The sequence below is a fragment of the Streptomyces sp. NPDC021019 genome, assembly GCF_044333295.1.
Taxonomy (GTDB): Bacteria; Actinomycetota; Actinomycetes; order Streptomycetales; family Streptomycetaceae; genus Streptomyces.
This window is the reverse complement of sequence record NZ_JBIRQR010000001.1, coordinates 983,359-1,006,877: the sequence shown is the minus strand read 5'-3', so window position 1 is coordinate 1,006,877 and position 23,519 is coordinate 983,359. Positions and strand designations below refer to the sequence as shown.

Genomic DNA, 23,519 nt, shown 5'->3' with positions numbered 1-23,519 from the left:
GCCGCCCGACCGGTTGGAAACTGACCAACCAGCCTGCAGAGGAGGCCCCTTGCTGGTTCTGCTGGATCATCCCGTGCCGACCTCCGTCGAGCCGCTGCTGAACGGCGTCCACGTACTGCACCGCCCCGTGCTGGGGGCTCGGCCGGGTGCCCTCCGCGGTCGGGCGCTGGCCCGGATCCGGCCGGACGTCCTGCTCACCCGGTCCGTGCCCGCGGCCGCCGAGACGGCCGCCTGGGGTGCGGCGGCGGGCGAGCGTCCTCTCCTCGTCGTCCTCCTGGACCGGGCGGCCGGAACGGGCCTGGCACGCGGGAGCGCCGCGCGCGTCCACCTCCCGTCCGCCCGCCGATTACCCGTGGCCGGACCGGCCGGACCCCGATTACGCGTGACCGCGTGCCCGTCGGCCGGGGCGGCCGAGTCCCCGGCGGACCTCTACGCACGGGCGCTCGCCACGGCCGAACGCCGTTTTCTGGCGGAGCGGGTCGGCCCGGTGCTCGCCGGGCGCCTCGGCGCCGTCCGGCCGGAAGCGGCCTCGGTCGTCCTGGTGGGCGCCGGCGTGGTGAACCTGCTGACCGGACTGCGGCTGCTCCGGGCCGGTCACCGCGTGAGCTTCTACGACAGCGGCCCCGACCCCCGGTCCGACGCGCCGTGGACGTCCTTCGGATGCAGCAGGGGTGGCGGCGACGCCCGGATGTTCACGCTCACCGAGGCCGACGGCTATTTCGCGAGCCCCGGGGGCGGGCCCCCGCCCTTCACCCAGCCGGTGAAGGACCGGGGCTGGGGCTTGGCCGACCTGGCCCGCCTGGGACCGGCGGAGAGGGCCTGGGTCGAGGACAACGCCCGGGTGCCCGGCTGGCTGGCCCGGTCCTTCACCGAGGACGTCCTGGGATACAACCTCGCGTCCGACCGGCTGTGGCGGGAGCTCCGGCACGACGCTCCGGAGCTGTTCCACGGAGTCGGCCTGCGGCAGGGCATCCTGCGGGTCTACAGCGACCAGGACGTGCTGGAAGCCCATGTGGCGCGTCAACGCTCCTTCACCGACCGGCACTTCGAGATCCTGTCCGCCGACCGGATCAGCGCCCGCCACCCGGCGCTGGCCGCGGCGCACCGGGCGGGGGCCTTCGTCGGCGGCATCGAGGTGAACGGGTTCACCGTGCAGGTGCACCGGTTCCTCGGCGCCGCGGCCGACGCGGCCGAGCGGGCGGGCGCGGTCTTCCACTGGGGGCGGCCGGTGGACTCCCTGGTCCGGGGCGGGGGCGGCGCACCGGACGGGATCAGCTGCCGCGACGGCGAGACGGTCCGCGCCGACCACTACGTCCTCTCCCCCGGCGCCTACGGGGAGGCGCTGCTGCGCGGCACCGAGTCCGCCGGACTGATCCACGGAATGGTCGGCGTCTGGCTCACCCTCCCCGATCCCGGCCGGGGGCTGAGGAACTCCCTGAAGATCACGAGGAGCGGGCACACGGCGGCCGACGCCAACGTCACCGTGACCGAGGGGCCGGACGGCCGCTCCTTCCTCACCGTCGGATCGGGCTACGGCTGGACGGGCGCCGACCCGGACAACCTCGATCCGACGCAGCTCGACGCGCTCTACGCGGCGGTCGACGACACGGCCTCCTCCTTCTTCCCCGACGCGTTCGACGCGGCCCGCCGGTCAGGCCTGCTGGAGCGGAGCAGAAGGTACTGCGTGCGGCCCTGGACCGCTTCGAGCCTTCCGGTCTTCGAGACCGTGAGGACCGCCGGAGGCGGGCTTCTCCTCATCACCGGCGGTCACAACACGGGCGGATTCGCCCAGGCCCCCGTGACCGCCGAGGCGGTGGCGGCGGCACTGCGCGGGGAAAGCCACCCGATGCACTTCGACTATCACCCGAATCGACTCCGTATGTTCTACGGACAAAAGGATGCGAGGTTCCCGGAATGACGGACGAAGAAGCCGTGGACGGCACGTCGGCATGGCAGCAGCGAGGCAGTTCCTTCGGTGACGGGGTCGACGCCTACGAGACCACCCGGCCGGGATATCCCGTCGAAAGCGTCCGGTGGGTCCTGGGGACCGAACCGCGGGACGTGCTGGACCTCGGCGCGGGCACCGGCCTGCTCACCCGGGTGCTGGCCGCCGAGGGGCACCGGACCCGCGCGGTCGAGCCGGACGACGCGATGCGCGACCGCGTCACCGCCACGGCCCCGGGGGCGGTGGCCCTGGCCGGCAGCGCCGAGAGCATCCCGCTGCCCGACGCCAGCCTGGACGCGGTGCTGGTCAGCCACGCCTACCACTGGTTCGACCCTGCCCCCGCCCACGCCGAGATAGCGCGCGTACTGCGCCCCGGTGGAGTCCTGGCGACCCTCTGGAACCTCCGCGACGAAGAGGTTCCCTGGTCGGCGGCGCTGTCCGGGATCCTCGCCGACGAGGACACCGGGACCGACCCGCGCACCCCCGCGGCGATCATGCTGCACGGCGCGCTGAAGGCGCTGCGCGCCCAGGACACCGCATGGCTCACCGGCTGGCTGCGCGACCCCACGTTCGGGCCGCAGTTCGGGGCCGTCGAACAGGGATTCTTCCCGCACTCCGAGACGAAGACGATCGAGTCCCTCATCACGCTCATAAAATCACGGTCGTACTACCTGACGTCCTCTCCGGAACGCCGCCGGGACATCGAGGAACGCATACGCGAACTCGCCACCGTGCACCCGGAACTGAAAAGCGGCAACACCTTCGAGCTACCCTACGTGACGGTGGTATTCACCACGGTCCGCAACTGACGGACCGCACCGGAACACGGGAAAACCGGAACACCGGAACACCGGAACACGAGAAGCCGGGCGGATCGGAAACCCGAAATTTCGGAACACCGGAACACGGGAAACCGGGAAACCGGAAACCGGAAACGTCATCGCCGAAAGGGAACACGGTGCTCTCACCCGTCGCCGCGTCCGTCTGCTCCGCACGAGACGGCGGAAAGGCACGCTGGGAAGGCTTCTTCACCGGACACCGGGTCTGGAACGGGACACGCGTCGCGGAGAGCGCCAAACGGCTTCTCGGCATGGACACCGCGGCCGTGGCGAGGGCCGCGGGCGAGGCGGTGCGGCCGTACCGGGCCCTGCCGGGCAGCACCGCCCCGTCGCTCCTGCTGCACACCACCACGCCCCTGCTCAAGGCGTTCGACGGGGACCTGGCCGCTCTGCTGAGCGGCCAGGAACCCCACGACGTGACCACGTACGTCGAAGCCAGATCGGTGTATCTGGGGACCTCCGGCGACCTCACCCTGGGCCGTACCGCGCCCTGGGCCGAGGCCGCGGCGCTCCGGGGCGTCCCCGCCGTCGACATCGGCGACGTGGACCACTACTACCTGACCCATGCCCTGCTGCTGATGGCGGAGGCCCACGAGGAGGGGGCCGACACTCCCCTCCGCCATGTCATCGACTGGCTGCGCGACCGGCCCGACGCGGTGGTCCGGCTGTACGCGCTGGACGTGGAGACACAGATCTTCCTGCTCTGGCTGCTCCGCAGGACCGGGCTGGCCGAGCTGGCCACGGACGCCAACAGCCCGGCGGTCGCCACCGGATGGAACCGGAAGAACCACATCCACCCCACGGTGGCCGCCGCCCGCGCGATGCCCGCGTCCGCGCTGGAACTGCCCCCCGAGGAGCTGCTCGCCGCCGAGCAGCGGCTCGGCCGGGCCCATCAGCGGTTGGGGCTGACCGTCCCGGTCCTGCCGGGCTACACGATCGCCCGCACCGGCGTCGACCGGGACGCCTTCGTCGCCGGGGTGCTCGACGCGGCCTCGCTGCTCCGCACCCGGTACGGCCTGGTCCGGGCCGCGCTCAAGCCCGCCGACGCGGGCGACGGGGCGCGCATCGTGGGCAACCTGGACCTCGCCGACACCGACCGGCTGGCCGCGGAGGCCCGGTCCGCGCACGCGGTCGGGGACGATCACCTCCTGGAGGCCTGGGTCACCTTCCTCACCGTCTCCCTGGAGGGCGAGGAGGCCGGGACCGGCTCCCCCGCGCCCGGCTCCCCGGAAACGGGTTCCCCGCAGCCCGGCTCACCGGCGGCCCGCCGCGTCCCGGTCGTGCCGTCGGGGCACATCCGCCACGGGCAGGTCGCCGAAGGGCTGACCCTCCAGATGCTGGACGGCTACTCCTGGCGGGGCAACGACTACGTCGACGAGGCCGGCTGGACCGCTCTCGGGCTCCCCAGGGACGCCTACCGGACCGTCCGCGCCGCGCTGGAGGCCGTCCGCGCGGCTTTCCAGGGCCCGGAGAGCGTCGCGGACGGCAGCCACGGAGGGCTCGTCACCGGCGGCATCGACTTCGCCGTCGGCCGGCTCGGCGGTGCGTTCGGCGACCGTCTCCTCGTCGGGGCGATCGACTTCAACCTCTCCGCACACGGCGCCGAGAGCCTGCGCACCTTCCGGGACCGCGCCCGGGAGCAGGGGATCGACGAGCCGTACGCGGCGACCCGCGTCTTCCTGCCGCCGGCGGACCGGACGCTGCATCAGATGGCGGCGACGGCCCGGTCCATGGCGGCGCCCGGCGCCCTGCTGGAGGCGGTGGCCTGCGTACCGCGACGGTGGGCCATGGTCGCCGCGACCGGCGCCGAACCGGCCGTCGCCGCCGCCCGGGCCGAGGCGCTGGCAGCGGCTCTGACCGCCCCCGGCCCCCGCTCGTGACCGTCCGGCCCCGGCCCGTGATCAATTCGCAATCGATTTCCCTCTTGACCGAGACCCATCAACAGAGCGGACGATTACGCTCCGAACCATGCCCAGCAGCCCGTCCCCCACAGGCACTGACGCCGTCGCCCTCACCGACCGTACGGACGACCGTCCCGTCTACGTGATCGGCGGCGGCCCCGGAGGCCTCGCCGCCGCTGCCGCACTCCGCGCCCGGGGTGTACGGACCGTGGTGCTGGAGAAGTCGGACCGGGTCGGCGCGTCCTGGCGCGGCCACTACGACCGGCTGCGCCTGCACACGACCCGCCGCTGGTCGGCGCTGCCCGGGTTGAGGATGCCGCGCGGGTTCGGGCGCTGGGTGGGCCGGGACGACGTGGTGCGGTATCTGGAGAAGTACAGGGAGCACCACGGTCTCGAAGTGGTCACCGGCGTCGAGGTGACGAGGATCGACCGGGCCCCCGACGGCTCCGGCGACTGGCAGCTGACGGCGACCGGCGGACGGGTCCTGCGGGGCCGCGCGGTGGTCGTCGCCACCGGTTTCAACCACACCCCGCGCATCCCCGACTGGCCGGGCCGCGACACGTTCACGGGCGAACTGCTGCACGCGGCGGCGTACCGCGCCCCGACCCCGTACGCCGACCGGGACGTCCTGGTCGTCGGCATAGGCAACACGGGCGCGGAGATCGCCGCGGATCTCGCGGAGGGCGGCGCCTCCCGGGTGCGCATCGCGGTCCGGACGGTCCCGCACATCGTCCGCCGCTCCACCGCGGGCTGGCCGGCCCAGGCCACCGGCATCCTGGTCCGCCGCCTCCCGGTGCGGATCGTCGACCGCGCGGGGGCCGTGATGTGCCGGATAGCCGTGCCCGACCTGGCCGCCCAGGGCCTCCCCCGCCCCGACACCGGCCTGTACTCCCGGGTCCGCCAGGGCGCGATCCCGGTCCAGGACGTCGGGTTGATCGACGCGGTCAGGTCCGGCGCGGTCACCCCGGTGGCGACGGTCACCTCCTTCGACCGGGACACCGTGGTCCTGGCCGACGGCACCCGCCTCACCCCGGACGCCGTCATCGCCGCCACCGGCTACGACCGGGCCCTGGAGCCGCTGCTCGGCCACCTGGACGTCCTGGACGGGCGGGGCCGCCCGGTCGCCCACGGCGGACGCTCGCCGAAGGGCGCCCCGGGGCTCTACTTCACCGGCTTCACCAACCCGATCAGCGGGATGCTCCGCGAAATGGCCCTGGACGCCGAGAGGATCGCCAAGAAGGTGGCCCGGGCCTCGCGCTGAGGGCCCGGAAGCTTCGCGTGGCCGAGCCCCCGGGTCCCCCGTCCGCGTGCCGGTGGGGGAGCGAAGGAGGGGCCCCCTTGCCCGGTCAGACTTCCGTCAGGGCCGATGCCGCAGGACCGTCCCCGTCGGTCGCCCGCACGTCGTCGCCGCCGATGACGCCGACGCGCCGCAGCACGACGGCGGACACCAACGAGAGCAGCAGGGTGCACGCCGCGGCGACGATCATCGCGGTGTTCATCCCGGACGTTGCCGCTTCCTTGGCGTGGTCGAGCCATCCGGCGGGCATCCGCTGTGCCGAGGAGACCGCGCCGGCGAGGCTGTCGCCCGCGACGTCGGCCACCTCGGACGGGACACCGGCGGGCATCGCGTCGTCGACCCGGTCGCGGTAGACCGCGGTGGCCAGGCTGCCCAGGACCGCCACCCCCAGCGCGAGGCCCAGCTCCTGCACGGTCTCCGACATCGCCGAGGCCGAGCCCGCCTTCTCGGCCGGTGCGGCGCCGACCACCAGGTCCGTGCCCAGGGCCGCGATCGCCCCCAGCCCGAGGTAGACGAGGCCGAAACCGATCACCATCAGGGCGAGGCCGTCCGAGGCGTCCACCAGGGCGAGCAGCACGTAACCGATGGTGGACAGCGCCAGGGTGGCCGCCACCACGACTCCCGGCGGCACCCGGCGGGCCACCAGGGGTGACCCGATCGCCGCCAGGAACATCAGCAGGGCCGGCGGCCCCATCCACAGGCCCGCCTCGACGGGAGGCAGTCCTTCCACGAACTGGAGCTGCTGGGTGATCAGCAGCATCGAGCCGCCGACGCCGACGAGGCCCACGAGCAGCACGCTCAGCGCGGCGCTGAACGTCCGGTCGGCGAACAGGCGCACGTCCAGCAGCGGGTTCGCCAGCCCCGCCTGGCGGCGGACGAACAGCACCGCGAAGACCGCGCCGACCAGCGCGGCGGCGATCGTCGGCGCCGCGAAGCCGTCCTCGGCGAACCGCTTCACCGCGTAGACCACCGGCAGGATCGCGGTCAGCGACAGCGCGACGCCGAGCAGGTCGAACGGGCCGCTCCGCGGCGCCCGGTACTCGGGGATCAGGACCGGAGCGGCCACCAGCAGCACGATCGCGACCGGGACCGCGAGGAGGAACACCGAACCCCACCAGAAGTGGTCCAGCATCACCCCGCCGGCCACCGGCCCGAGCGCCATGCCGAACGCGAAGCTCGTCGCCCAGACCCCGATGGCCAGGGAGCGCTGCCGCTGATCGGCGAACATGTTGCTGATCAGGGCCAGCGTGGACGGCATCAGAGTGGCCCCCGCGATGCCCAGGGCCGCACGCGCGACGATGAGCAGCTCGGCGCTGGTGGACCAGGCCGCCAGCAACGAGACGGCCCCGAAGGCCGCGGCTCCGGTCATCAGCAGCCTGCGCCGGCCGATCCGGTCCCCCAGCGTGCCCATGGTGAGCAGGAAGCCGGCGATCAGGAAGCCGTAGGCGTCCATGATCCACAGCTCCTGGGTGCCGGACGGCCGCAGATCCTCCGCCAGCGAGGGGAGGGCCAGGTACAGCACGGTGACGTCGAGGCCCAGCAGCACGGTGGGCAAGGAGAGCACGGCCAGTCCTCCCCACTCCCGGGCACCGGCTCGGCGTACGGTCGTTGTGGTCATGGAACTCCCCTGCGTTTCGCGTCTCGGCCATGTGCACGCGCCACGGTGCCGCTCCCCACGCACGGTTTCCTGAGGGTCGTCGGGACAGCCCTTAGACTCCGGTCATGCGTTACGGGGTGCTCGGCCCGCTGGCCGTCTGGGACGCCGAGGGGCGGCCGGTCAGGGTTCCCGAGGTGAAGGTCCGCGCCCTGCTGGCGAATCTGCTCGTCCACGGCGGCGGGCCGGTGCCGGCGGACCGCCTGATCGAGGACCTGTGGCCGAGCTGCCCACCGGGAGGGTCGGCCAACACGCTCCAGACCAAGATCTCCCAGCTGCGCCGGGTACTGGGCCGGGAGCGGGTGGTCCGTGAGCCCGCCGGCTATCGGCTGCTGCTCACGGACGGCGCGCGTGACGCGCGTGACGCGAACGCCGTGGCCGGCCCGGTCGACGCCCTGGAGTTCCAGGAGCTGGCCGAGCGGGCCCGCGCCCACCGGGAACCGGCGGTGCAGGCAGACCTGTTCGCCGAAGCGCTCGCTTTGTGGCGGGGCCCGGCCTACGCCGATGTGGCCGAGTGCCTCTTCGCCCACGGCGAAATCACGCGGCTGGAGGAGCTGCGCCTCGCCGTCGTCGAGGACCACGCCGAGGCGCGCCTCGCCCGGGGTGAGCACACCGCTCTGGCGGCGGAGCTGGGGGCACTCGTGGGGCGCCACCCGCTGCGCGAGCGGCTGCGCATGACCCATATGCGCGCCCTGTACCGGGCCGGGCGACAGGGCGACGCCCTGCGGAGCTTCCAGGACCTGCGGCGGCAACTCGCCGAGGAGCTGGGGGCGTCGCCCGGTCCGGAGGCCTCCGCGCTGCACGAGGCGATCCTGCGCCAGGAGACGCGACTGGCCACACCCGCCGTCGGATCACTGTCGTCCCGTACCAACCTGCCCGCCCCGCTGACCCCGCTGATCGGCCGGCAGAAGGCGGCCGATCAGGTGCTGGCCCGGCTGGACCCCGCCGCGGACACCCGTCTCGTCACCCTCACCGGTCTCGGCGGAGTGGGCAAGACACGGCTGGCGGTCGCCGCCGCACGCGACGCGTCCGGCCGGTTCGCCGACGGGGTGTGGCTGGTCGAACTGGCGGGCCTCGGCGCGACCTCGGCCCCGGACGACATCGCCGAACGGGTCATCACGACGCTGGGGCTGTGCGACACCGCGGCGACGGAGCCCGATCTGGACGACCTGGTGGGCTGGCTCTGCCGGGCCGTGGCCGACAGACGGTTGCTGATCCTGCTGGACAACTGCGAGCACCTCGTCGAGCCGGTCGCCGTGCTCGCGGGGGCCGTGCTGTCGGCCGTGCCCTCGGCACACCTCCTGCTCACCAGCCAGGAGCCCCTCGACATCCCCGGTGAGGTGGTGCATCCGGTACCGCCGCTGACGCTGCCGGAGCACACCGATCCACCGACGATCGCCCGGTCCGGCGCCGTCGAGCTGTTCGTGCGGCGGGCCGCGGCGGCCGCGCCCGGCTTCGTCCTCGACGCGGACAACGCGGAGGCCGTCGCCACCATCTGCCGACGCCTCGACGGCATTCCGCTGGCCCTGGAACTCGTGGCGGCCCGGTTGCGGACGCTGAGCCCGCACGAGCTGGCCGCCCGGCTGGACGACCGGTTCGCCCGGCCCGACGTCCGGGTACGCGGACTCCCCGACCGCCAGCGGACGTTGCGGGGCATGCTCGACTGGAGCTGGCAGCTGCTGACCGAGGACGAGCGCACCGTGCTGCGGCGCCTGGTCGTGCACGCCGACGGCTGCGTCATGGCGTCCGCCCAGGCGGTCTGCGCCGACGCCCGCCTGGGCGCCGGTCGGGTCCCCGACCTGCTGTCCCGGTTGGTGGACCGCTCGCTGGTGGTCCGTGAGGGCGACCGGTTCCGGCTGCTGGAATCCGTGGCCGCCTACTGTGCCGAACGCCTGACGGAAGCCGGCGAGGAGACCGCCGTACGCGCACGGTTCGTACGCCACTGCGCCGAGCTGGCCGAGCGGGAGAGCGAGGGGCTGCGCGGACCGGACCAGCGGCGCTGCCTTGAGCGCCTCGACGCGGAGACCGTCAACCTGCGCCGCGCCCTGGAACTCGCGGTCGCCCAGGACGCCGCCGGACACGCGGTACGGCTGGTGAACGCGCAGGCGTGGTACTGGTTCCTGCGCGGCCGGCTCACCGAGGCCCGCAGGTCGCTCCGGACGGCGCTGGCAGCCGGGGGCCACGCCGCCCCGGCGGCGCGCGTGGCGGCGCGGGTCTGGCTGGCGGGTATGGAGCTGCGCTCCTCGGAGGGCGGTACGGCAGCGGCCCCCGCGGGCGAGGACCCCACCTCCGGTGTCGAGGACCCGGTGCTGAGGGCCCGGTTGCAGTGGTTCGTCGGCACCGGGCTGACCGGCGGCGGCCACCACCGCGAGGGGCGGCGGCTGGTGGAGGCGGGACTGGCCGGCGCGCGCGCCGCCCGGGACCCCTGGGGCGAGGCCGCGGCACTCGTCGAGCTAGCGAGCCACGCCCCGGGCCGTGAGGCGTCCGCGGAGCTGGGCGCCGCCCTGTTCGTGGAGGCCGGCGACCGCTGGGGCAGGCTGCGGGCCGCCCGGTCCCTGGCGCTCGCGGCCGAACGCGGGGGTGACGGCGTACGGGCGGAACGACTGCACCGGGAAGGTCTCCTGATGGCCGAGGAACTCGGCCTGTGGACCGAGGTCGTCGAGGCGCTGACCTCGCTCGGCAGGGCCGCGCTGGCGGGCGGCAGCGCCGAGCGGGCGACGGAGCTGTACGGGCGCGCGCGGTCCGTGTCGGCCGAACGCGCCTACAGAGCGGGCGAGATCCGTGCCGAGATCGGCCTGGGACTCGCGGCACGACTCCGCGGCGACCCGGACGCCGCCAGGCACCACCTGAACAGGGCACGGGCCAAGAGCCACGCTTCGGGCCACGCCGACCGCGCCGGGGCCGCCCCGGCGGAACCGCGTTCCCTGCCCCCGGCGTGAGCGGCCTCCCGCACCCGCTCCGGGTGACGCCGGTCACTCCCCTACCCTGGATGTCACATCCCCGGGTGCCTGTTCCGTCCTGTGTGTGCAGCCAGTGACGACAGCAGAGGGAGCACACCATGAACGCCCGACTCAACGCCTTCGCCAGCCCGGTCACGGGCAAGCTCGTGAAGCACCTGGTCTCGGCGGGCAAGATCATTGAGGACACGACGCTGCCCGCCGTGACGCAGGAACTGGTGAAGATCCGCGCGAGCCAGATCAACGGCTGCGGCGGCTGCCTGGACATGCACACCAAGGAAGCCGCCGCGGCCGGGGAGACCTCGCTGCGCCTGAACCTGATCGCCGCGTGGCGGGAGGCCACCGTCTTCACCGACGCCGAGCGCGCCGCCCTGGAGCTGACGGAGCAGGGCACCCGCGTCGCGGACGCGGCGGGCGGGGTCCCGGACGACGTCTGGGCGAACGCCGCCAAGCACTACGACGAGGAGCAGCTTCTCGCCCTGGTCTCGCTGATCGCGCTGATCAACACCTTCAACCGGCTGAACGTCATGCTCCAGTACCCGGCCGGGGGCTACCAGGTGGGGCAGTCCGCGTAACGGACCGGGCGGACCGGGCCTACGCCCAGGCCCCCGTGGCCGCGACGCGCCGCGCCCACGGTTCCAGGTCGGCGGCCTCCCGGCCGAGCACCTGGCGGACGTCGTCGGTCACCTCGGCCGAGTGGCCCGCGCGGTGCAGGGCGAACATCGCGCCCAGGGAGTCGGCGGCGGCCTCCGGCCATCCCTGGGCGAGGAGTTCCGCGCGGTACGCCTCGGGGCTCAGCTCCTCGTAGCGGACGGGGCGGCCGGTGGCGCGGGCGATGGTCTCCGCGGCCCCGGCGAAGGTGAGGGCGCGGGGGCCGGACAGGGTGTACGTGCGGCCCGCGTGGCCGTCCTCGGTGAGGACGGCCACCGCGACCGCCGCCACGTCGTCGGCGTCGACGAAGGGTTCGGGGACGTCCCCGACCGGCAGGCCGAGGCGGCCCTCGCGGAGCGGGGTCCGCCACAGGTCCTCCTCGTCGAAGTTCTGGAAGAAGTTGTTGGGGCGCAGGAGGGTCCACTCGGCCCCGGACTCCCGGGCCGCTTCCTCCGCCGCCGCCATGCCCCGACCGAAGCCCTCTCCCGCGTGCTCGATGCCGTGGCCGGACAGGACCACGAAGCGGCGGACCCCGGAGGCCTCGGCGCGGGTCACGAACTCCTTCACGGGGGACGGGTCGTCGGGGGCGACCAGATAGAGCGCCTCGGCCCCGGCGAGGGCCGGTTCCCAGGTGTCGGGGAGGGTCCAGTCGAACCGGACCTCACCGGAGCGGGAGGCGGGGCGGACCGTGGTGGTTCCGGTCGTGCGCAGCCGGTCCACGACCCGGCGGCCGGTCTTGCCGGTGCCGCCGAGGACGAGGACGCCGGACGGACCGCGGTGCGTGCTCTTCGTCGTCATGGTCCCAGTCCATCGCGGCGGACCCGGCGGGCCCATGGGCGTCCGTCCGTCGCGCATAGGTGAGCGTCCGGAGCGCGGCCGGATCTGCCTACAGTTGCGCCATGGACGTGTTCGACGAGCTGTTGCGGGGCGTGCGGGGCAGTGGCGCGGTGTTCGGCCGTTCGGTGCTGCATGCGCCGTGGTCGGTCCGGTTCACCGACGGGGCGTATCTGACCCTGTGTCTGCCGATGCGGGGCGGGGGGTGGATCGTGCCGGAGGGCGGCGAGCCGCTGCGGGTGCGGGTCGGCGAGGCGGCGATCGTCCGCGGCCCGGCCCCGTTCGTCTTCACCGACGACCCGGCGGGCGGTACGGGGACGGGCCGGTACGACGGCGTACGCGCGGTGGGCAAGGGCGTGGCCCAGGACACCGCAGCCGCAGCCGCACCCGCACCGGAATCCGGACCCGGACCCGGCCCTGGATCCGAACCCGGCTTCCCCACCGTGCTGTTGGCCGCCACCTACGACGTGCGGGCGCAGGTGCCCCAGCGGCTCCTCCAGGCGCTCCCGCCCGCCCTCGTGGTCCCCGACGAGCAGGACTGCACGCCGATACGCGACTACCTGGAGGGGCAGATCGGCGGCGGGCGGCCGGGCGAGCAGATCGTGCTCGACCGGCTGCTGGACTGGCTGCTGGTGTGCACGCTGCGCGACTGGTTCGACCGGCCGGAAGCGGATCCGCCGGGGTGGTACGGGGCGCTCGGCGACCAGGTGGCGGGGCCGGCCCTGCGGGCGATGCACGCGGACCCGGCGCACCCCTGGACGACGGCGGAGCTGGCGGTCCGGGCGGGGGTCTCCCGAACGACCCTGGCGAAGCGGTTCACCGAGCTGGTCGGGGAGGGCCCGGTGGCCTATCTGACCGCCTGGCGGATGACGCTCGCGGCCGACCTGCTGACCCGCCCGGAGCTGACGGTGGCGGCCGTGGCCCGGCGGGTCGGCTACGCGGACGCGTTCGGCTTCAGCGCGGCGTTCAAGCGGCTGCGCGGCGAGAGCCCGACCGCGTTCCGGCGCGCGGTCGCGTCCGCCGGGCCGGCGGAGACGGCCGCCCCGGCGGGGTGAGCCGCCCCACGGGCCCACGGAGGAGGGGCGGCGGACCGGCTGCCCCGGCGGCCTGCGGGAGGCGGGCCGCCCGCTACGGCGAGGTGCATGGGCGGCCCGGCCCGGCCGCTACGGCGAGGTACGTGGGCGACCCGGCCCGGCCGCTACGGCGAGGTGCATGGGCGGGGCGGCCCGGCTGCGCTCACGTCGCGCTGCTCCGACCCCGACGCCGTTCGCGACGGCGCTCCCTCCTCCGCACCCGCGCCCGCTCCCGTCGCTCATCCTGCGAGCGGCGCTCGCGCTCCTGACGTCTGACGTCGCGGACCGCGTCGCTGTTGTACCGGGCCAGCCACGGAACGAGGGCGCCGATCAGCACGAGGAGGGTCGCCACGCCCCAGTGGCCGGCGGACGTGCCCATGCCCAGGGTGACCGCCGCCCCCGGGACCGCTCCGGCCGGGTAGCTCAGGGTGCGGCGCCAGTCCCTGCGGTAGAGCCCCGCCTTGACCATGATGCCCAGCGGCCAGGGCGCGGCCATGATCGCGGTGAAGTACTTGCCGCCCCCTTCCGGGACGCCGCAGCCCTTGGGGTCCCAGTCGCACCCCACGCTCACCAGCCCGGCCAGGCCCCAGCCGAACCACAGCACCAGCCCGGCCGTCAGAACGGTTCCCACCCACACAGCACGCATGTGCGAAGGGTACGAACCGCCGGTCACCGACACGTCCGAATCGGGGAATCGGGGAATCGGGGAATCGGCCCCCGGGTACCCAAGGGCTCAGCCCCAGGCGCCCCGCGCCGCCGCGTCCCGGACGAAGTCGGCGAAGTCGCGCGGCTCCCGGCCGAGCGCCCGGCGCACCCCGTCCAGGACGGGTGCCTCCCCACTCGTGATGATCGGGTACAGCGCGTCCGTCCAGAGGCCGGCCTCCACCTCCGGGAAGCCCTGGGCGACGAGCCCGGCCCGGAAGGCGGACGTGTCGACGCGGACGTACGCGGCGCGCTTCCCGGTCTCCTTCGCGATCTCGTCCAGGACGTCCTCGATACCGAGAGCCCGGGGGCCCGAGAGTCCGTACTCCTGGCCCGCGTGACCGTCCTCGGTGAGCGCGGCGACGGCCACCTCCGCGATGTCGTCGGCATCCACGAACGCGGCCTTCCCGTCCCCGGTCGGCAGGGCCAGCTCGCCGCCGCGTACGCCGTCGAGGAAGACGCCCTCGCTGAAGTTCTGGGCGAACCAGCCGGGCCGCAGGATCGTCCAGGTCACCCCGGAGGCGCGTACGGCCCGCTCGCCCTCGCCGTGCGGACCGCCGTTCTCGTAACCGGGGCCGAAGAAGCCGGGCTCGTCCGTGCCCCGGGCCGAGAGCAGCACCAGCCGCCGCACCCCGCTCGCGACGGCCTGTTCGACGAAGGCGGGTGTCGGGGAGGGGGAGGTGTCGAGCGGGGTGATGTAGACGGCGGCGGCCCCGTCCAGGGCGGCCGCCCAGGTGGTGGGGTCCGCCCAGTCGAAGGGGGTGTCGCCGGACCGCGAGGCCGCCCGGGTCTCCACCCCCAGCTCACGGAGGCGGGCCACCACCCGGCGGCCGGTCTTGCCGGTGCCGCCGATCACGAGTACGGGTTCCTGCGCGGAGGTCGTGTCTGTCTGATTCATGGCACCAGCCTCGCCCGGTGGGGCGGGCCCCGCCCATGGCTCAGTGACCGGAAGGGATGTCCGAGCGTCCGGCGGAAGCGGCACGCCGGTGTTCCGGCACTCGGCACTCCGGCACGCCGGTGTTCCGGTGTTCCGGTGTTCCGGTGTTCCGGTGTTCCGGTGTTTCCCCCGGGAAACGACCGAGGCCCGGATCCACAGGGATCCGGGCCTCGGTCGTGTTCTTCAGTAGCGGGGACAGGATTTGAACCTGCGACCTCTGGGTTATGAGCCCAGCGAGCTACCGAGCTGCTCCACCCCGCGTCGGTAAACACCACCCTACGCCACGGAATGCCTCTCCGTGACCACGCGAGGCTTCGCCCGCTCGATCCCCAGGCGCTCGAACGGGCGAAGCCTCCTCGATCGCCCGGCGCTCGCGGGAGCCTTTGCCTGCACACCCATTCCTGACACAGCGTCAGTTCAGTAATCTGACAGTGTGTCAGCTAATCGGCCGGCCCCGCCTGTTCACCGGTGGGCCATCGAGCAGAAGTGGGCGGAACGATGCTTGGATCGACTCACGGCACCCTCACCACCGACTTCCGTGCCCGGGTGGTGGCCTGCGGCGAGGAGCCGCACGCCGCCGTCGTCAGCCTTCCGACGGCCTCGGCCCCGGGCGGCCTCGACGTCAGCGGGCGACCGCTGCACCTGACCGTGCCCGACCTGGACCGCTTCTTCCGGCCCCGGTCCGTGGCCGTCGTCGGCGCCTCGGACGCCGAGGGCCGCCCCAACACGGGCGTCACCCGGCAGCTCATCGCCTGGGCCGACCGGGTCGGCGCCCGGCTGCACCCGGTGCACCCGACCCGCCCGGCCGTGTTCGGCCGGGACTGCTTCCCCTCGGTCACCGACGTGCCCGAGCCGGTCGACCTCGCGGTCCTGCTGATCGCTGACCCGCTCCCGGTGATCGAGGAGCTGGGCGAGGCCAAGGTGCCCTTCGCCGTCGCCTTCGCCTCCGGGTTCGCCGAGACCGGGGAGGCGGGGGCGGAGGCCCAGACCCGGCTGGCGGCGGCCGTGGAACGCTCCGGGCTGCGCCTGCTCGGGCCGAACACCAATCTGAACGCCTTCGAAAGGTTCCGGGAGGACCTGGAAGGCCCCGCCATCGCCCTGATCACCCAGTCCGGGCACCAGGGCCGCCCGCTCCACGCCCTCCAGGAGCTGGGTATCCGGCTCTCCCACTGGGCCCCCACGGGCAACGAGGCCGATCTGGAGACCGCCGACTTCCTCGCGTACTTCGCCCAGCTCCCCGAGGTCGGGGCCATCGCCTGTTACGTCGAGGGGCTCAGGGACGGCCGTTCCTTCCTGCTCGCCGCCGACCGGGCCGCCCGTGCCAAGGTCCCCGTCGTCGCCGTCAAGGTGGGCCGCACGGAGGCCGGGGCCAGAACCGCCGCCTCGCACACCGGCAAGCTGACCGGCGCGGACGACGTGGTGGACGCGGCGATGCGGCAGTTCGGGGTGATCCGGGTGAACGGCCTGGACGAACTCCAGGACACGGCGGCCCTTTTGGCCCGCGCCCGGCCGCCGCAGGCCGAGGGGGTCGCCGTGTACTCGATCTCCGGCGGCACCGGCGCGCACTTCGCGGACCTGGCGACGGCGGCGGGGCTCTCGCTGCCCGCCCTCTCCGCCGCCAAGCAGGACGAGCTGCACGCCTGGATACCCGGCTACCTGAACGTCGCCAACCCCATCGACAACGGCGGCCACCCGGTCGGCGACTGGCGCGGCCGGAAGATCATCGACGCGATCCTCGCGGACCCCTCGGTCGGGGTGCTGATCTGCCCGATCACCGGCCCCTTCCCCCCGATGAGCGACCGGCTCGCCCAGGACCTGGCGGACGCTGCGGAGGCCACGGAGAAGCTGGTCTGCGTGGTCTGGGGTTCCCCCGTCGGCACCGAGGACGCCTACCGCACGACCCTGCTGGGCTCCTCCCGGCTCGCCACCTTCCGTACGGCTCGCAACTGCGTCACCGCCGTGAAGGCCTATCTGGACCACCACCGCTTCACCGACCGCTACCGCTCCCCCTTCGAGGACGCCCCGCGCACCCCGTCGCCCTCCTTCCGCAAGGCCCAGGGCCTGCTGCGGCCGGGACAGCAGCTCAGCGAGCACGCGGCGAAGCAGCTCCTGCGCGCGTACGGGATCCGGGTGCCGCGCGAGCAGTTGGTGACCAGCGCGGCGGCGGCGGTCAGGGCGGCCGGCCCGGTCGGCTACCCGGTGGTGATGAAGGCCTCCGGGCCCCGGCTCGCCCACAAGACGGAGCTGGGCCTGGTGAAGGTCGGCCTCACGTCGGCCAGCCAGGTCCGCGACGCCTACCGCGAGCTGACCGACATCGCCCGGTACGAGTCCGTGGACCTGGACGGCATCCTGGTCTGCCAGATGATCGACCGGGGCGTCGAGATGATGGTCGGGGTGACCCACGACGCGCTCTTCGGCCCGACCGTCACGGTGGGACTCGGCGGGATCCTGGTGGAGGTGCTGCACGACGCGGCGGTCCGGGTGCCGCCGTTCGGCGAGCGGCAGGCCCGGGACATGCTCGGCGAGCTGCGCGGCCGGGCCCTGCTGGAGGGGGTGCGCGGCGGGCCCCCCGTCGATGTGGACGCCCTCGTCGAAGTGGTGCTGCGGGTCCAGCGCATGGCCCTGGAGCTGGGCGACGACCTGACGGAGCTGGACATCAACCCGCTGGTGGTGCTGGGCCGCGGTCAGGGCGCGGTGGCCCTGGACGCGCTGGCGGTCTGCCGGTGAGCGGGGAGGCGGCGGAGGCCGCTCGCCCGGACGGGACGGAGGCCGCTCCCCCGGAGGCGACAGCCCAGGACACGACCGTCCTGCACTCCCTCGACGGCGGCGTCTCCTGGATCACCCTGAACCGGCCCGAGGTCATGAACGCCGTCACCCGGGACCAACGGGAGCGGATCATCGCCCTGCTGGCCGAGGCCTCCGCCGACCCCGCCGTACGGGCCGTCGTGCTCACCGCCACCGGCCGCGGCTTCTGCGCGGGCGCCGACCTGCGCGACGCCCCGGCCGCGACCCGCGAAAGCGTTCCCGGGGACGTCGCCCGGACGATCCGGCTCGGTGCGCAGCGGCTGGTCGCCGCCGTGCTGGACTGCGAGAAGCCGGTGATCGCCGCCGTCAACGGGACGGCGGCCGGGATCGGCGCTCATCTGGCGTTCGCGTGCGATCTGGTCCTGGCGGCCGACACGGCGAAGTTCGTCGAGGTCTTCGTACGCCGGGGGCTCGTCCCGGACGGCGGCGGCGCGTACCTGCTGCCCCGGCTGGTGGGCCCGCAGCGCGCCAAGGAACTGATGTTCTTCGGGGACACGCTGCCGGCGGTGGACGCGGAGCGGCTGGGGCTGGTCAACCGAACGGTCCCGGGCGGGGAGTTGGAAGCTCTGGCCAAGGAGTGGGCGGGGCGGCTGGCGGCCGGCCCCACCCGGGCCCTCGCTCTGACCAAGCAGCTGGTGAACGTCTCGCTGGACGGCGACCGGGCCGCGGCGTTCGCGGCGGAGGCCGCCGCCCAGGAGATCAACATGACCACGCGCGACGCCCACGAGGGCGTGGCGTCCTTCGTGGAGCGCCGGTCGCCGGTGTACCGCGGGCGCTAGCGGACAGCCCCTAGGGGGTGTATTCGGCCAAGGTCCTTCGGTAGGCGGCGAGTCGGGAGGTCCGGCCGATGGTCAGGGCGCCGATCAGCCGTCCGTCCCGGTGGTAGCTGACTTCCAGCCGTCGGGCGGCCCGGTCGCGTTCGTGGACCTTCACCGTGTCACCGAGCCCCGGGAGGCCGACCGAGCGGAGCCGGACGCCGTGGACGTCGGACCAGAAGGAAGGCACCTCGTCGAAGGCCGGGGCCGCCCCGCCGAGCAGCAGCGTGCGGGCGGCGGCCGCGCCTTGTTCCACCGCGCCGGACCAGTGGCCGAGGGCAGGCGCGGCACCGTCCGCCAGGGGTTGCGGGACCAGGGCCACATCCCCCGCCGCGACCACGCCGGGCACGGCCGTACCGTCGGGGAACAGGGCCCGCAGCCGGGAGTCGGTGCGTACCCCGCCGGCCGCCTCGATGCCCGATCCGGCCAGCCATCCGGTGGCCGGGACCGCTCCCAGGGCCAGGACCGCGGCATCGGCCGCGACGCTCCGCCCGTCGGCCAGCCGGGCGCCCGAGAGGCCCCCGTCCGGGGCGGTCCGGAACGCGGCGACCGTGGTGCCGGTACGCAGGTCGATGCCCGCCTCCCGGTGGAGCATCCCGACGAACTCGCCGGCCTCGGTGCCGACCGCGCGCTCCAGCGGTACGGGCCCGGCCTCCACGAGGGTGACGGCGAGCCCTAGTGCACGGCCCGCAGCGGCGACCTCGCCGCCGAGGAATCCGGCGCCGACGACGAGCAGTTTCCGCCCGGGGGTGAGCGCGGCCCGCAGCGCCATCGCGTCGTCACGGCCGCGCAGGGTGAACACCCCCTGGTCCGAACCCGGTTCGCCGTCCACAGCGCCGGACCGGGCGGTGGCGCCGGTGGCGATCAGCAAACCGTCGTAGGCCAGGCGTGTGCCGTCGGCGAGGGTGACCGTCCGGCTGTACGGGTCGAGCCCGACCGCGGGCCGCCCCCGCAGCCAGCGGGCCCGGAGGCTGTCGGGGGCCGGGAGCCCGGTGTCGACCGGGGAGGGGGCCGTCAGGAACTCCTTGGAGAGCGGCGGGCGGTCGTACGGGGCGTGCGGTTCGGCCCCGACGACGGTCAGCCCGCCGGTGAACCCCTCGGCCCGCAGGGTCGTGGCGGCCCGCAGTCCCGCCAGCGAGGCCCCGACGATCACCATGTCGCGCGGAGGACCGGCGGGGCTCACGGGGCGGTCACGGTGATGGCGCGGACCGGGCAGGACGCGGCGGCCTTCTCGACCCTGTCGCGCAGCGCCTCGTCCGGCGTCGACTCGTACTGGAGGTGGTCGTCGTCATCGAACGAGAACGTCCCGGGGGCGGCGAAGACGCAATTGCCGTGGCTCGCGCAGACGTCCATGTCCACGGTGATCTGCATGGTGACTCCGTCACGGGTAGGGCGCGGCGGCCGGGGTGGAGGTCAGCCGGCCGTCGGCGGGTTGAAGCGGGAGTAGGCGGGCGCGGACCAGCGCAGCGGGGAGGCCGCCGCGACCTCCCGCACGGCGGCGATCTCGAACTCCACCAGCCGCTGGGCGCCGGGGTGGCCGGCCACTTCGTCCTCGTCCCACACCGTGCGGGCCGCGCCCGTCAGGTGAAGGGACGTGCCGGCCTCCCAGCCGGGCACGAGGAGGCCTGCGGCCGGGTTGCGTTCGAGGTTGCCCAGGGTCAGGAACATGGCGTTGCCGACGTAGTCGGGCCAGCGCAGCAGCCGGGGCGAGAGCACCTGGACGAAGCCGGGGTTGCCGCCCCGGTGCGAGGCGTCGGCGTCACCCCGGTCGGAGGCGGTGGCGACGAAGAAGGTGTCGGCGGCCCGCAGCGTCCGCTGCTGCTCGGGGCTCAGCTCCCTGCCGTCGACGGCGCTGCGAGAGGCCTGGGCCTCTCCGTCCACGGCCGGGCGACGGGCGCGCTTCTGGATGTACTTGGGGCAGTTGGCGATGACCTGGTCGAGCTGGACGCGCAGCCCGTCGCCGTCGCGGACGGCCCGGCCGTTCATCCGCATCCGGCGGCGGGTGGCCGGCTCGATGGCGATCAGGCCGATCCGGACGGGCTCCTGGCCGGGGCCGGTTCCGGCTCCGGCCAGGACCGCCGCGAGCGGGTCGTCCGGCGGGGGCAGCGCGCCGATGGTGAGGGTGTGTGGCTCGGGAACGGCCAGGAATCCCGGCTCCCCGGTGAGCTGGGTCGCCCAGATCCGGCCCCGTTCGTCCGTGCCGCCCACCACCACGTGGGGCTGTTCGGCGAGGAAGGCCACCGCCACCTCGGGGATGGCGCTGCCGATGGCGCCCTGTGAGTGTCCGGCCTCGCTCGCGAGGCCGGCCCGCTCCTGCACGGCGATCTCACCGTGGTGGTAGCCGCCCATGACTCTGCCTTTCCGCCGAGGAGGGGGACGGTGCCGGACCTGTCGCCGGCACCGTGGCCCGGCGCCACGCAGCACCGGGCGGAGCCGTGTGGGGCGCCGACTGCTAGAAGAAGCCGCAGGTGGGTGCGCCCGGGGTCGGGGCGTCGGCCGGGTCGGCGCCGGTGGGCGCGTAGATCTCCAGGCGGATGCCGTCGGGGTCGGAGAAGAAGATGCCGCCCGAGTTCCCGCTCTCACCGTGCGGTACGACGCCGTCGTAGGTGAACTCGGCGCCCAGGGTGCGCAGGACCTCCTCGGTGGCCCGGACCTCCTCGACGGTGTCCACCTGGAAGGAGAGGTGGTGCAGGCCGGGCAGCGTGGTGGAGAAGGCGCCCGCGCTCTGCTGCCACAGCGCCACCAGGAGCCGAGGTCCACGTCCGAGAAACGCCCAGCGGCGGTCCTCTTCCTTGCCCTCGGCCAGCACCTCGAAGTCGAAGACCTCGCGGTAGAAGGCGAGCGAACGGTCCAGATCGGTGACGTTGAGGCCGATGTGGCCGGTCTGCAGGTTCTTCGCCTTGCTCATGATCGGTCCCCATGCTTTCGGTCAGGGCTGCGAGGTGATCTCGTAACCTTTGAAAACGACTTTAGGGGTTAGAAATACGGCGGTCAACCGGTCATCTTCGTTTGTCCGGTTATCATCGGTGGACCACCCCGACCGAGCCCGCGACGGAAGGACCCCGCCGTGCCGCACCCCCTGGGGGCCGACCCCAGGCCGCTGACCGCTGAACCGCTCGCCCTCGATCTGCTCAACACCCGCTGGGGCGACGCGGAGGGCGAGCACGACCTGCTCGATTCCGAGGCCGGCCTGGCCCTCTGGCTGTCCAGTACGCCGGTACGGGAGCAGCTGGCGCCCCTCTCCACGACCGCCGACGACGCCACCCTGGGTCGGCTGCTGGAGACCCGCACCGCACTCGAAGCCCTGGTCACGGCGGCCACCGAGCACAGGACGGCCGCCCGTGGCGCCATGGCGGCGCTCAACGAGGTCCTCGCCCACGGCCGTATCCGCCGCGCCCTGGGGTCCGACGGGCTCCCGGAGTCGGTGGTGGAGGTGGACGACCCGTCCTGGGGCCCCTCCTGGTACGCCGCCGACAACTGGCTCCGTCTGGTGGCGGACCGGCCCGACCGCATCCGCCCGTGCGCCAACGACGCCTGCGTCCTGCACTTCTACGACGTCTCCAAGAACGGCACCCGCCGCTGGTGCTCGATGGCCGGCTGCGGCAACCGCGCGAAGGCCCAGCGCCACTACGCCCGCCGCACGGGCGCGTAACCGCTACGGCACGGGCGAAGCGCCCCCGGGGCCGTCGCCCGGCCGGCCGGCCGTCACAGCGCTTCGTCGCCCTCGCCGGCACGCCTGCTGTGGCGCGCCACGCGCACGCGGTTCCCGCACCCCACGGTGCACCACTCGCGCCGGGCATGGGTCCTGACGAAGTAGAGGATGCACCCCGGAGCGGGGCAGGCCCTCAGCCGCTCCGCGCCTTCGCCCGCGAAGAGCTCGACAGCGGCGGCGGAGATCGCCCCGAGCGCCAGCCGCAACGGGTCCTCCGCCGCCCGGCGGACGACGGCCCGGAACTCCGGTCCGGGAGCCAGCTCCCGCCAGTCGGCGGCCGTCCGCGCGTACGCGTTCACCACGGCCACCGCTTCGGGGTCCGGGCCCTCGCCCGAGGTCCGCGCCCCGGCCAGCGCCCGCAGGGCCCGGCGCAGCTCCAGGAACTCCTGGTACCGCTCCGGGCCCGCGGGCGGCGCCGCTGCCAGCGCGTCGGCGACGCCGGGCGCGAAGCGGTGCCGTTCCGCGGCCAGCCAACTGTCCAGGGCCTTCGGCCCGGCGGCGAGCGCATCCCTGTGCCGCCCCCGCACACCCCCCTTGATGTAGGTGGTGTTGACCAGTTCCAGCGGGAGCGGCTCGCCGGTCAAGGGCACCGCCACCGACCGCTCCCGCTCTCCCCGCTCCTCCGCGACGCCTTCAGCCATCCCCCCATCCTTTCTCGCGGAAAAGCCCCTGCAAAGCTAATGGATAATCCTATGCTTCATCCATTAGCTCATGTGATCACGCCGTCGTGAAGGAACCCCTGTGCCCGACGCCCCCGCAACCACGCTCCCCGCTCCGCCGCGCTCTCCTTCCTTGCTGACCAGCAAGGCCCCGCCGCGCCCCTCCCTGCCCTCCGTCTCGGTCGCGGCCCTCGGCGGGACGGTCGCCCTGACCCTGCTGGTCGCCATCGGATACGCACTCGACCAGACGGTGCTCATCCCGCCGCTGGCCGCGAGCGCCGCGCTCGTCTTCGCCGCGCCCACGCTGCCGCTCGCCCAGCCGCGCAACGTGATCGGCGGCCAGCTCGTCTCGGCTCTCGCGGGCTTCGCGGTTCTCGCCGTCGCGGGCAGTTCGGTCTGGGCCTCGGCGGTCGCGGGCGGTCTCGCGATCGGCGCCATGGCCCTGGCCCGTACCGCACACTCCCCCGCGGCGGCCACCGCCGTCATCGTCGTGGCGGCCCAGCCCCCGACGCTTCTCTTCCTCGCTCTGCTGCTGCTCGCCACGGTCGTGATCGCCGGCATCGGCATCCTCGCGGGCCACAGCGGCAGGACCGCCCGCTACCCCACGTACTGGTGGTAGGGCCACCTCGATGACCAGCAGGTGCGCCAACTCCTCTTCGCCGGAACGGTCCAGGTCCACCAGGAACGGCACGGCAGCAGACGGAACCACGCGGCCAGGGGCGGGGGGCAGACCGTCAC

Annotated in this window: 20 protein-coding genes and 1 tRNA gene; 11 read left to right on the top strand and 10 right to left on the bottom strand. The window is 74.1% G+C overall.

The features are described 5' to 3' along the window. Positions 1-49 precede the first annotated feature (49 nt). From ACH4RG_RS04695 to ACH4RG_RS04680, 4 genes are all read left to right on the top strand, one after another. Positions 50-1,918: an NAD(P)/FAD-dependent oxidoreductase gene (locus ACH4RG_RS04695; RefSeq protein WP_398539114.1), complete on the top strand. Its 1,869-nt coding sequence runs from the start codon at positions 50-52 to the stop codon at positions 1,916-1,918. Then, positions 1,915-2,754, top strand: coding sequence for a class I SAM-dependent methyltransferase (locus ACH4RG_RS04690; RefSeq protein WP_397927668.1), 840 nt, complete (start codon positions 1,915-1,917; stop codon positions 2,752-2,754). Before ACH4RG_RS04695 ends, ACH4RG_RS04690 begins: the two co-directional genes overlap by 4 nt. A gap of 149 nt (positions 2,755-2,903) precedes the next feature. Beyond that, entirely contained in the window at positions 2,904-4,664 is a 1,761-nt protein-coding gene (locus tag ACH4RG_RS04685) for a hypothetical protein (protein WP_397919630.1), read from the top strand. An 88-nt stretch (positions 4,665-4,752) separates the two neighbouring features. Continuing rightward, complete coding sequence (locus tag ACH4RG_RS04680) at positions 4,753-5,946, top strand: flavin-containing monooxygenase (RefSeq protein WP_397927666.1); 1,194 nt, start codon at positions 4,753-4,755, stop codon at positions 5,944-5,946. 85 nt (positions 5,947-6,031) lie between these two features. Here the strand turns inward: ACH4RG_RS04680 and ACH4RG_RS04675 are convergent, their stop codons facing one another. Continuing rightward, positions 6,032-7,600 (bottom strand): MFS transporter, encoded by a 1,569-nt coding sequence (locus ACH4RG_RS04675; RefSeq protein WP_397919626.1) that lies wholly within the window; start codon positions 7,598-7,600, stop codon positions 6,032-6,034. A 104-nt stretch (positions 7,601-7,704) separates the two neighbouring features. Between ACH4RG_RS04675 and ACH4RG_RS04670 the strand changes: the two genes are divergently transcribed. Then, a complete protein-coding gene (locus ACH4RG_RS04670) occupies positions 7,705-10,575 on the top strand; it encodes a BTAD domain-containing putative transcriptional regulator (RefSeq protein WP_398539113.1) in 2,871 nt (956 codons plus the stop codon). Positions 10,576-10,694: 119 nt separating this feature from the next. Beyond that, the gene (locus tag ACH4RG_RS04665; RefSeq protein ID WP_397919622.1) at positions 10,695-11,168 is read left to right on the top strand and encodes a carboxymuconolactone decarboxylase family protein; all 474 of its coding nucleotides are present in this window, start codon (positions 10,695-10,697) and stop codon (positions 11,166-11,168) included. A 19-nt stretch (positions 11,169-11,187) separates the two neighbouring features. Here the strand turns inward: ACH4RG_RS04665 and ACH4RG_RS04660 are convergent, their stop codons facing one another. Continuing rightward, positions 11,188-12,042, bottom strand: coding sequence for an NAD(P)H-binding protein (locus tag ACH4RG_RS04660; RefSeq protein ID WP_398161591.1), 855 nt, complete (start codon positions 12,040-12,042; stop codon positions 11,188-11,190). 101 nt (positions 12,043-12,143) lie between these two features. On the opposite strand from ACH4RG_RS04660, the gene ACH4RG_RS04655 reads away from it, so the two are divergent. Continuing rightward, positions 12,144-13,133 (top strand): AraC family transcriptional regulator, encoded by a 990-nt coding sequence (locus ACH4RG_RS04655; protein WP_397927662.1) that lies wholly within the window; start codon positions 12,144-12,146, stop codon positions 13,131-13,133. A gap of 181 nt (positions 13,134-13,314) precedes the next feature. Here ACH4RG_RS04655 and ACH4RG_RS04650 read toward each other — a convergent pair whose 3' ends face one another. The 3 genes from ACH4RG_RS04650 to ACH4RG_RS04640 form a co-directional block, all read right to left on the bottom strand. Beyond that, a complete protein-coding gene (locus tag ACH4RG_RS04650; RefSeq protein WP_398539112.1) occupies positions 13,315-13,797 on the bottom strand; it encodes a hypothetical protein in 483 nt (160 codons plus the stop codon). An 87-nt stretch (positions 13,798-13,884) separates the two neighbouring features. Further along, positions 13,885-14,751, bottom strand: a complete 867-nt coding sequence (locus ACH4RG_RS04645; protein ID WP_397927659.1) for an NAD(P)H-binding protein — start codon at positions 14,749-14,751, stop codon at positions 13,885-13,887. Between the two features lie 226 nt (positions 14,752-14,977). Beyond that, a tRNA-Met gene (locus tag ACH4RG_RS04640) sits at positions 14,978-15,051 on the bottom strand. A 237-nt stretch (positions 15,052-15,288) separates the two neighbouring features. Here ACH4RG_RS04640 and ACH4RG_RS04635 point away from each other — a divergent pair. Both ACH4RG_RS04635 and ACH4RG_RS04630 read left to right on the top strand, forming a co-directional pair. Continuing rightward, the gene (locus ACH4RG_RS04635) at positions 15,289-17,517 is read left to right on the top strand and encodes an acetate--CoA ligase family protein (RefSeq protein ID WP_398539111.1); all 2,229 of its coding nucleotides are present in this window, start codon (positions 15,289-15,291) and stop codon (positions 17,515-17,517) included. After that, complete coding sequence (locus tag ACH4RG_RS04630) at positions 17,508-18,374, top strand: enoyl-CoA hydratase/isomerase family protein (protein ID WP_397920532.1); 867 nt, start codon at positions 17,508-17,510, stop codon at positions 18,372-18,374. Before ACH4RG_RS04635 ends, ACH4RG_RS04630 begins: the two co-directional genes overlap by 10 nt. 10 nt (positions 18,375-18,384) lie before the next feature. Here the strand turns inward: ACH4RG_RS04630 and ACH4RG_RS04625 are convergent, their stop codons facing one another. The 4 genes from ACH4RG_RS04625 to ACH4RG_RS04610 form a co-directional block, all read right to left on the bottom strand. Beyond that, complete coding sequence (locus ACH4RG_RS04625; protein WP_398539110.1) at positions 18,385-19,593, bottom strand: NAD(P)/FAD-dependent oxidoreductase; 1,209 nt, start codon at positions 19,591-19,593, stop codon at positions 18,385-18,387. After that, complete coding sequence (locus ACH4RG_RS04620) at positions 19,590-19,781, bottom strand: ferredoxin (RefSeq protein ID WP_397919608.1); 192 nt, start codon at positions 19,779-19,781, stop codon at positions 19,590-19,592. The genes ACH4RG_RS04625 and ACH4RG_RS04620 overlap by 4 nt, the downstream gene beginning before the upstream one ends. A gap of 42 nt (positions 19,782-19,823) precedes the next feature. Further along, the gene (locus ACH4RG_RS04615; protein ID WP_397919606.1) at positions 19,824-20,759 is read right to left on the bottom strand and encodes a pyridoxamine 5'-phosphate oxidase family protein; all 936 of its coding nucleotides are present in this window, start codon (positions 20,757-20,759) and stop codon (positions 19,824-19,826) included. Between the two features lie 103 nt (positions 20,760-20,862). Beyond that, the gene (locus ACH4RG_RS04610; RefSeq protein WP_397919604.1) at positions 20,863-21,318 is read right to left on the bottom strand and encodes a VOC family protein; all 456 of its coding nucleotides are present in this window, start codon (positions 21,316-21,318) and stop codon (positions 20,863-20,865) included. 159 nt (positions 21,319-21,477) lie between these two features. Between ACH4RG_RS04610 and ACH4RG_RS04605 the strand changes: the two genes are divergently transcribed. After that, complete coding sequence (locus ACH4RG_RS04605; RefSeq protein WP_398539109.1) at positions 21,478-22,062, top strand: CGNR zinc finger domain-containing protein; 585 nt, start codon at positions 21,478-21,480, stop codon at positions 22,060-22,062. A 53-nt stretch (positions 22,063-22,115) separates the two neighbouring features. On the opposite strand, the gene ACH4RG_RS04600 is transcribed toward ACH4RG_RS04605, so the two are convergent. Further along, positions 22,116-22,763 carry a CGNR zinc finger domain-containing protein gene (locus ACH4RG_RS04600; protein WP_398539108.1) on the bottom strand — a complete coding sequence of 216 codons (648 nt, stop codon included), beginning with the start codon at positions 22,761-22,763 and terminating at the stop codon, positions 22,116-22,118. Between the two features lie 100 nt (positions 22,764-22,863). Here ACH4RG_RS04600 and ACH4RG_RS04595 point away from each other — a divergent pair, with 100 nt between their 5' ends. After that, positions 22,864-23,400: an HPP family protein gene (locus ACH4RG_RS04595; RefSeq protein ID WP_397927653.1), complete on the top strand. Its 537-nt coding sequence runs from the start codon at positions 22,864-22,866 to the stop codon at positions 23,398-23,400. The last annotated feature ends 119 nt before the right edge of the window (positions 23,401-23,519 follow it).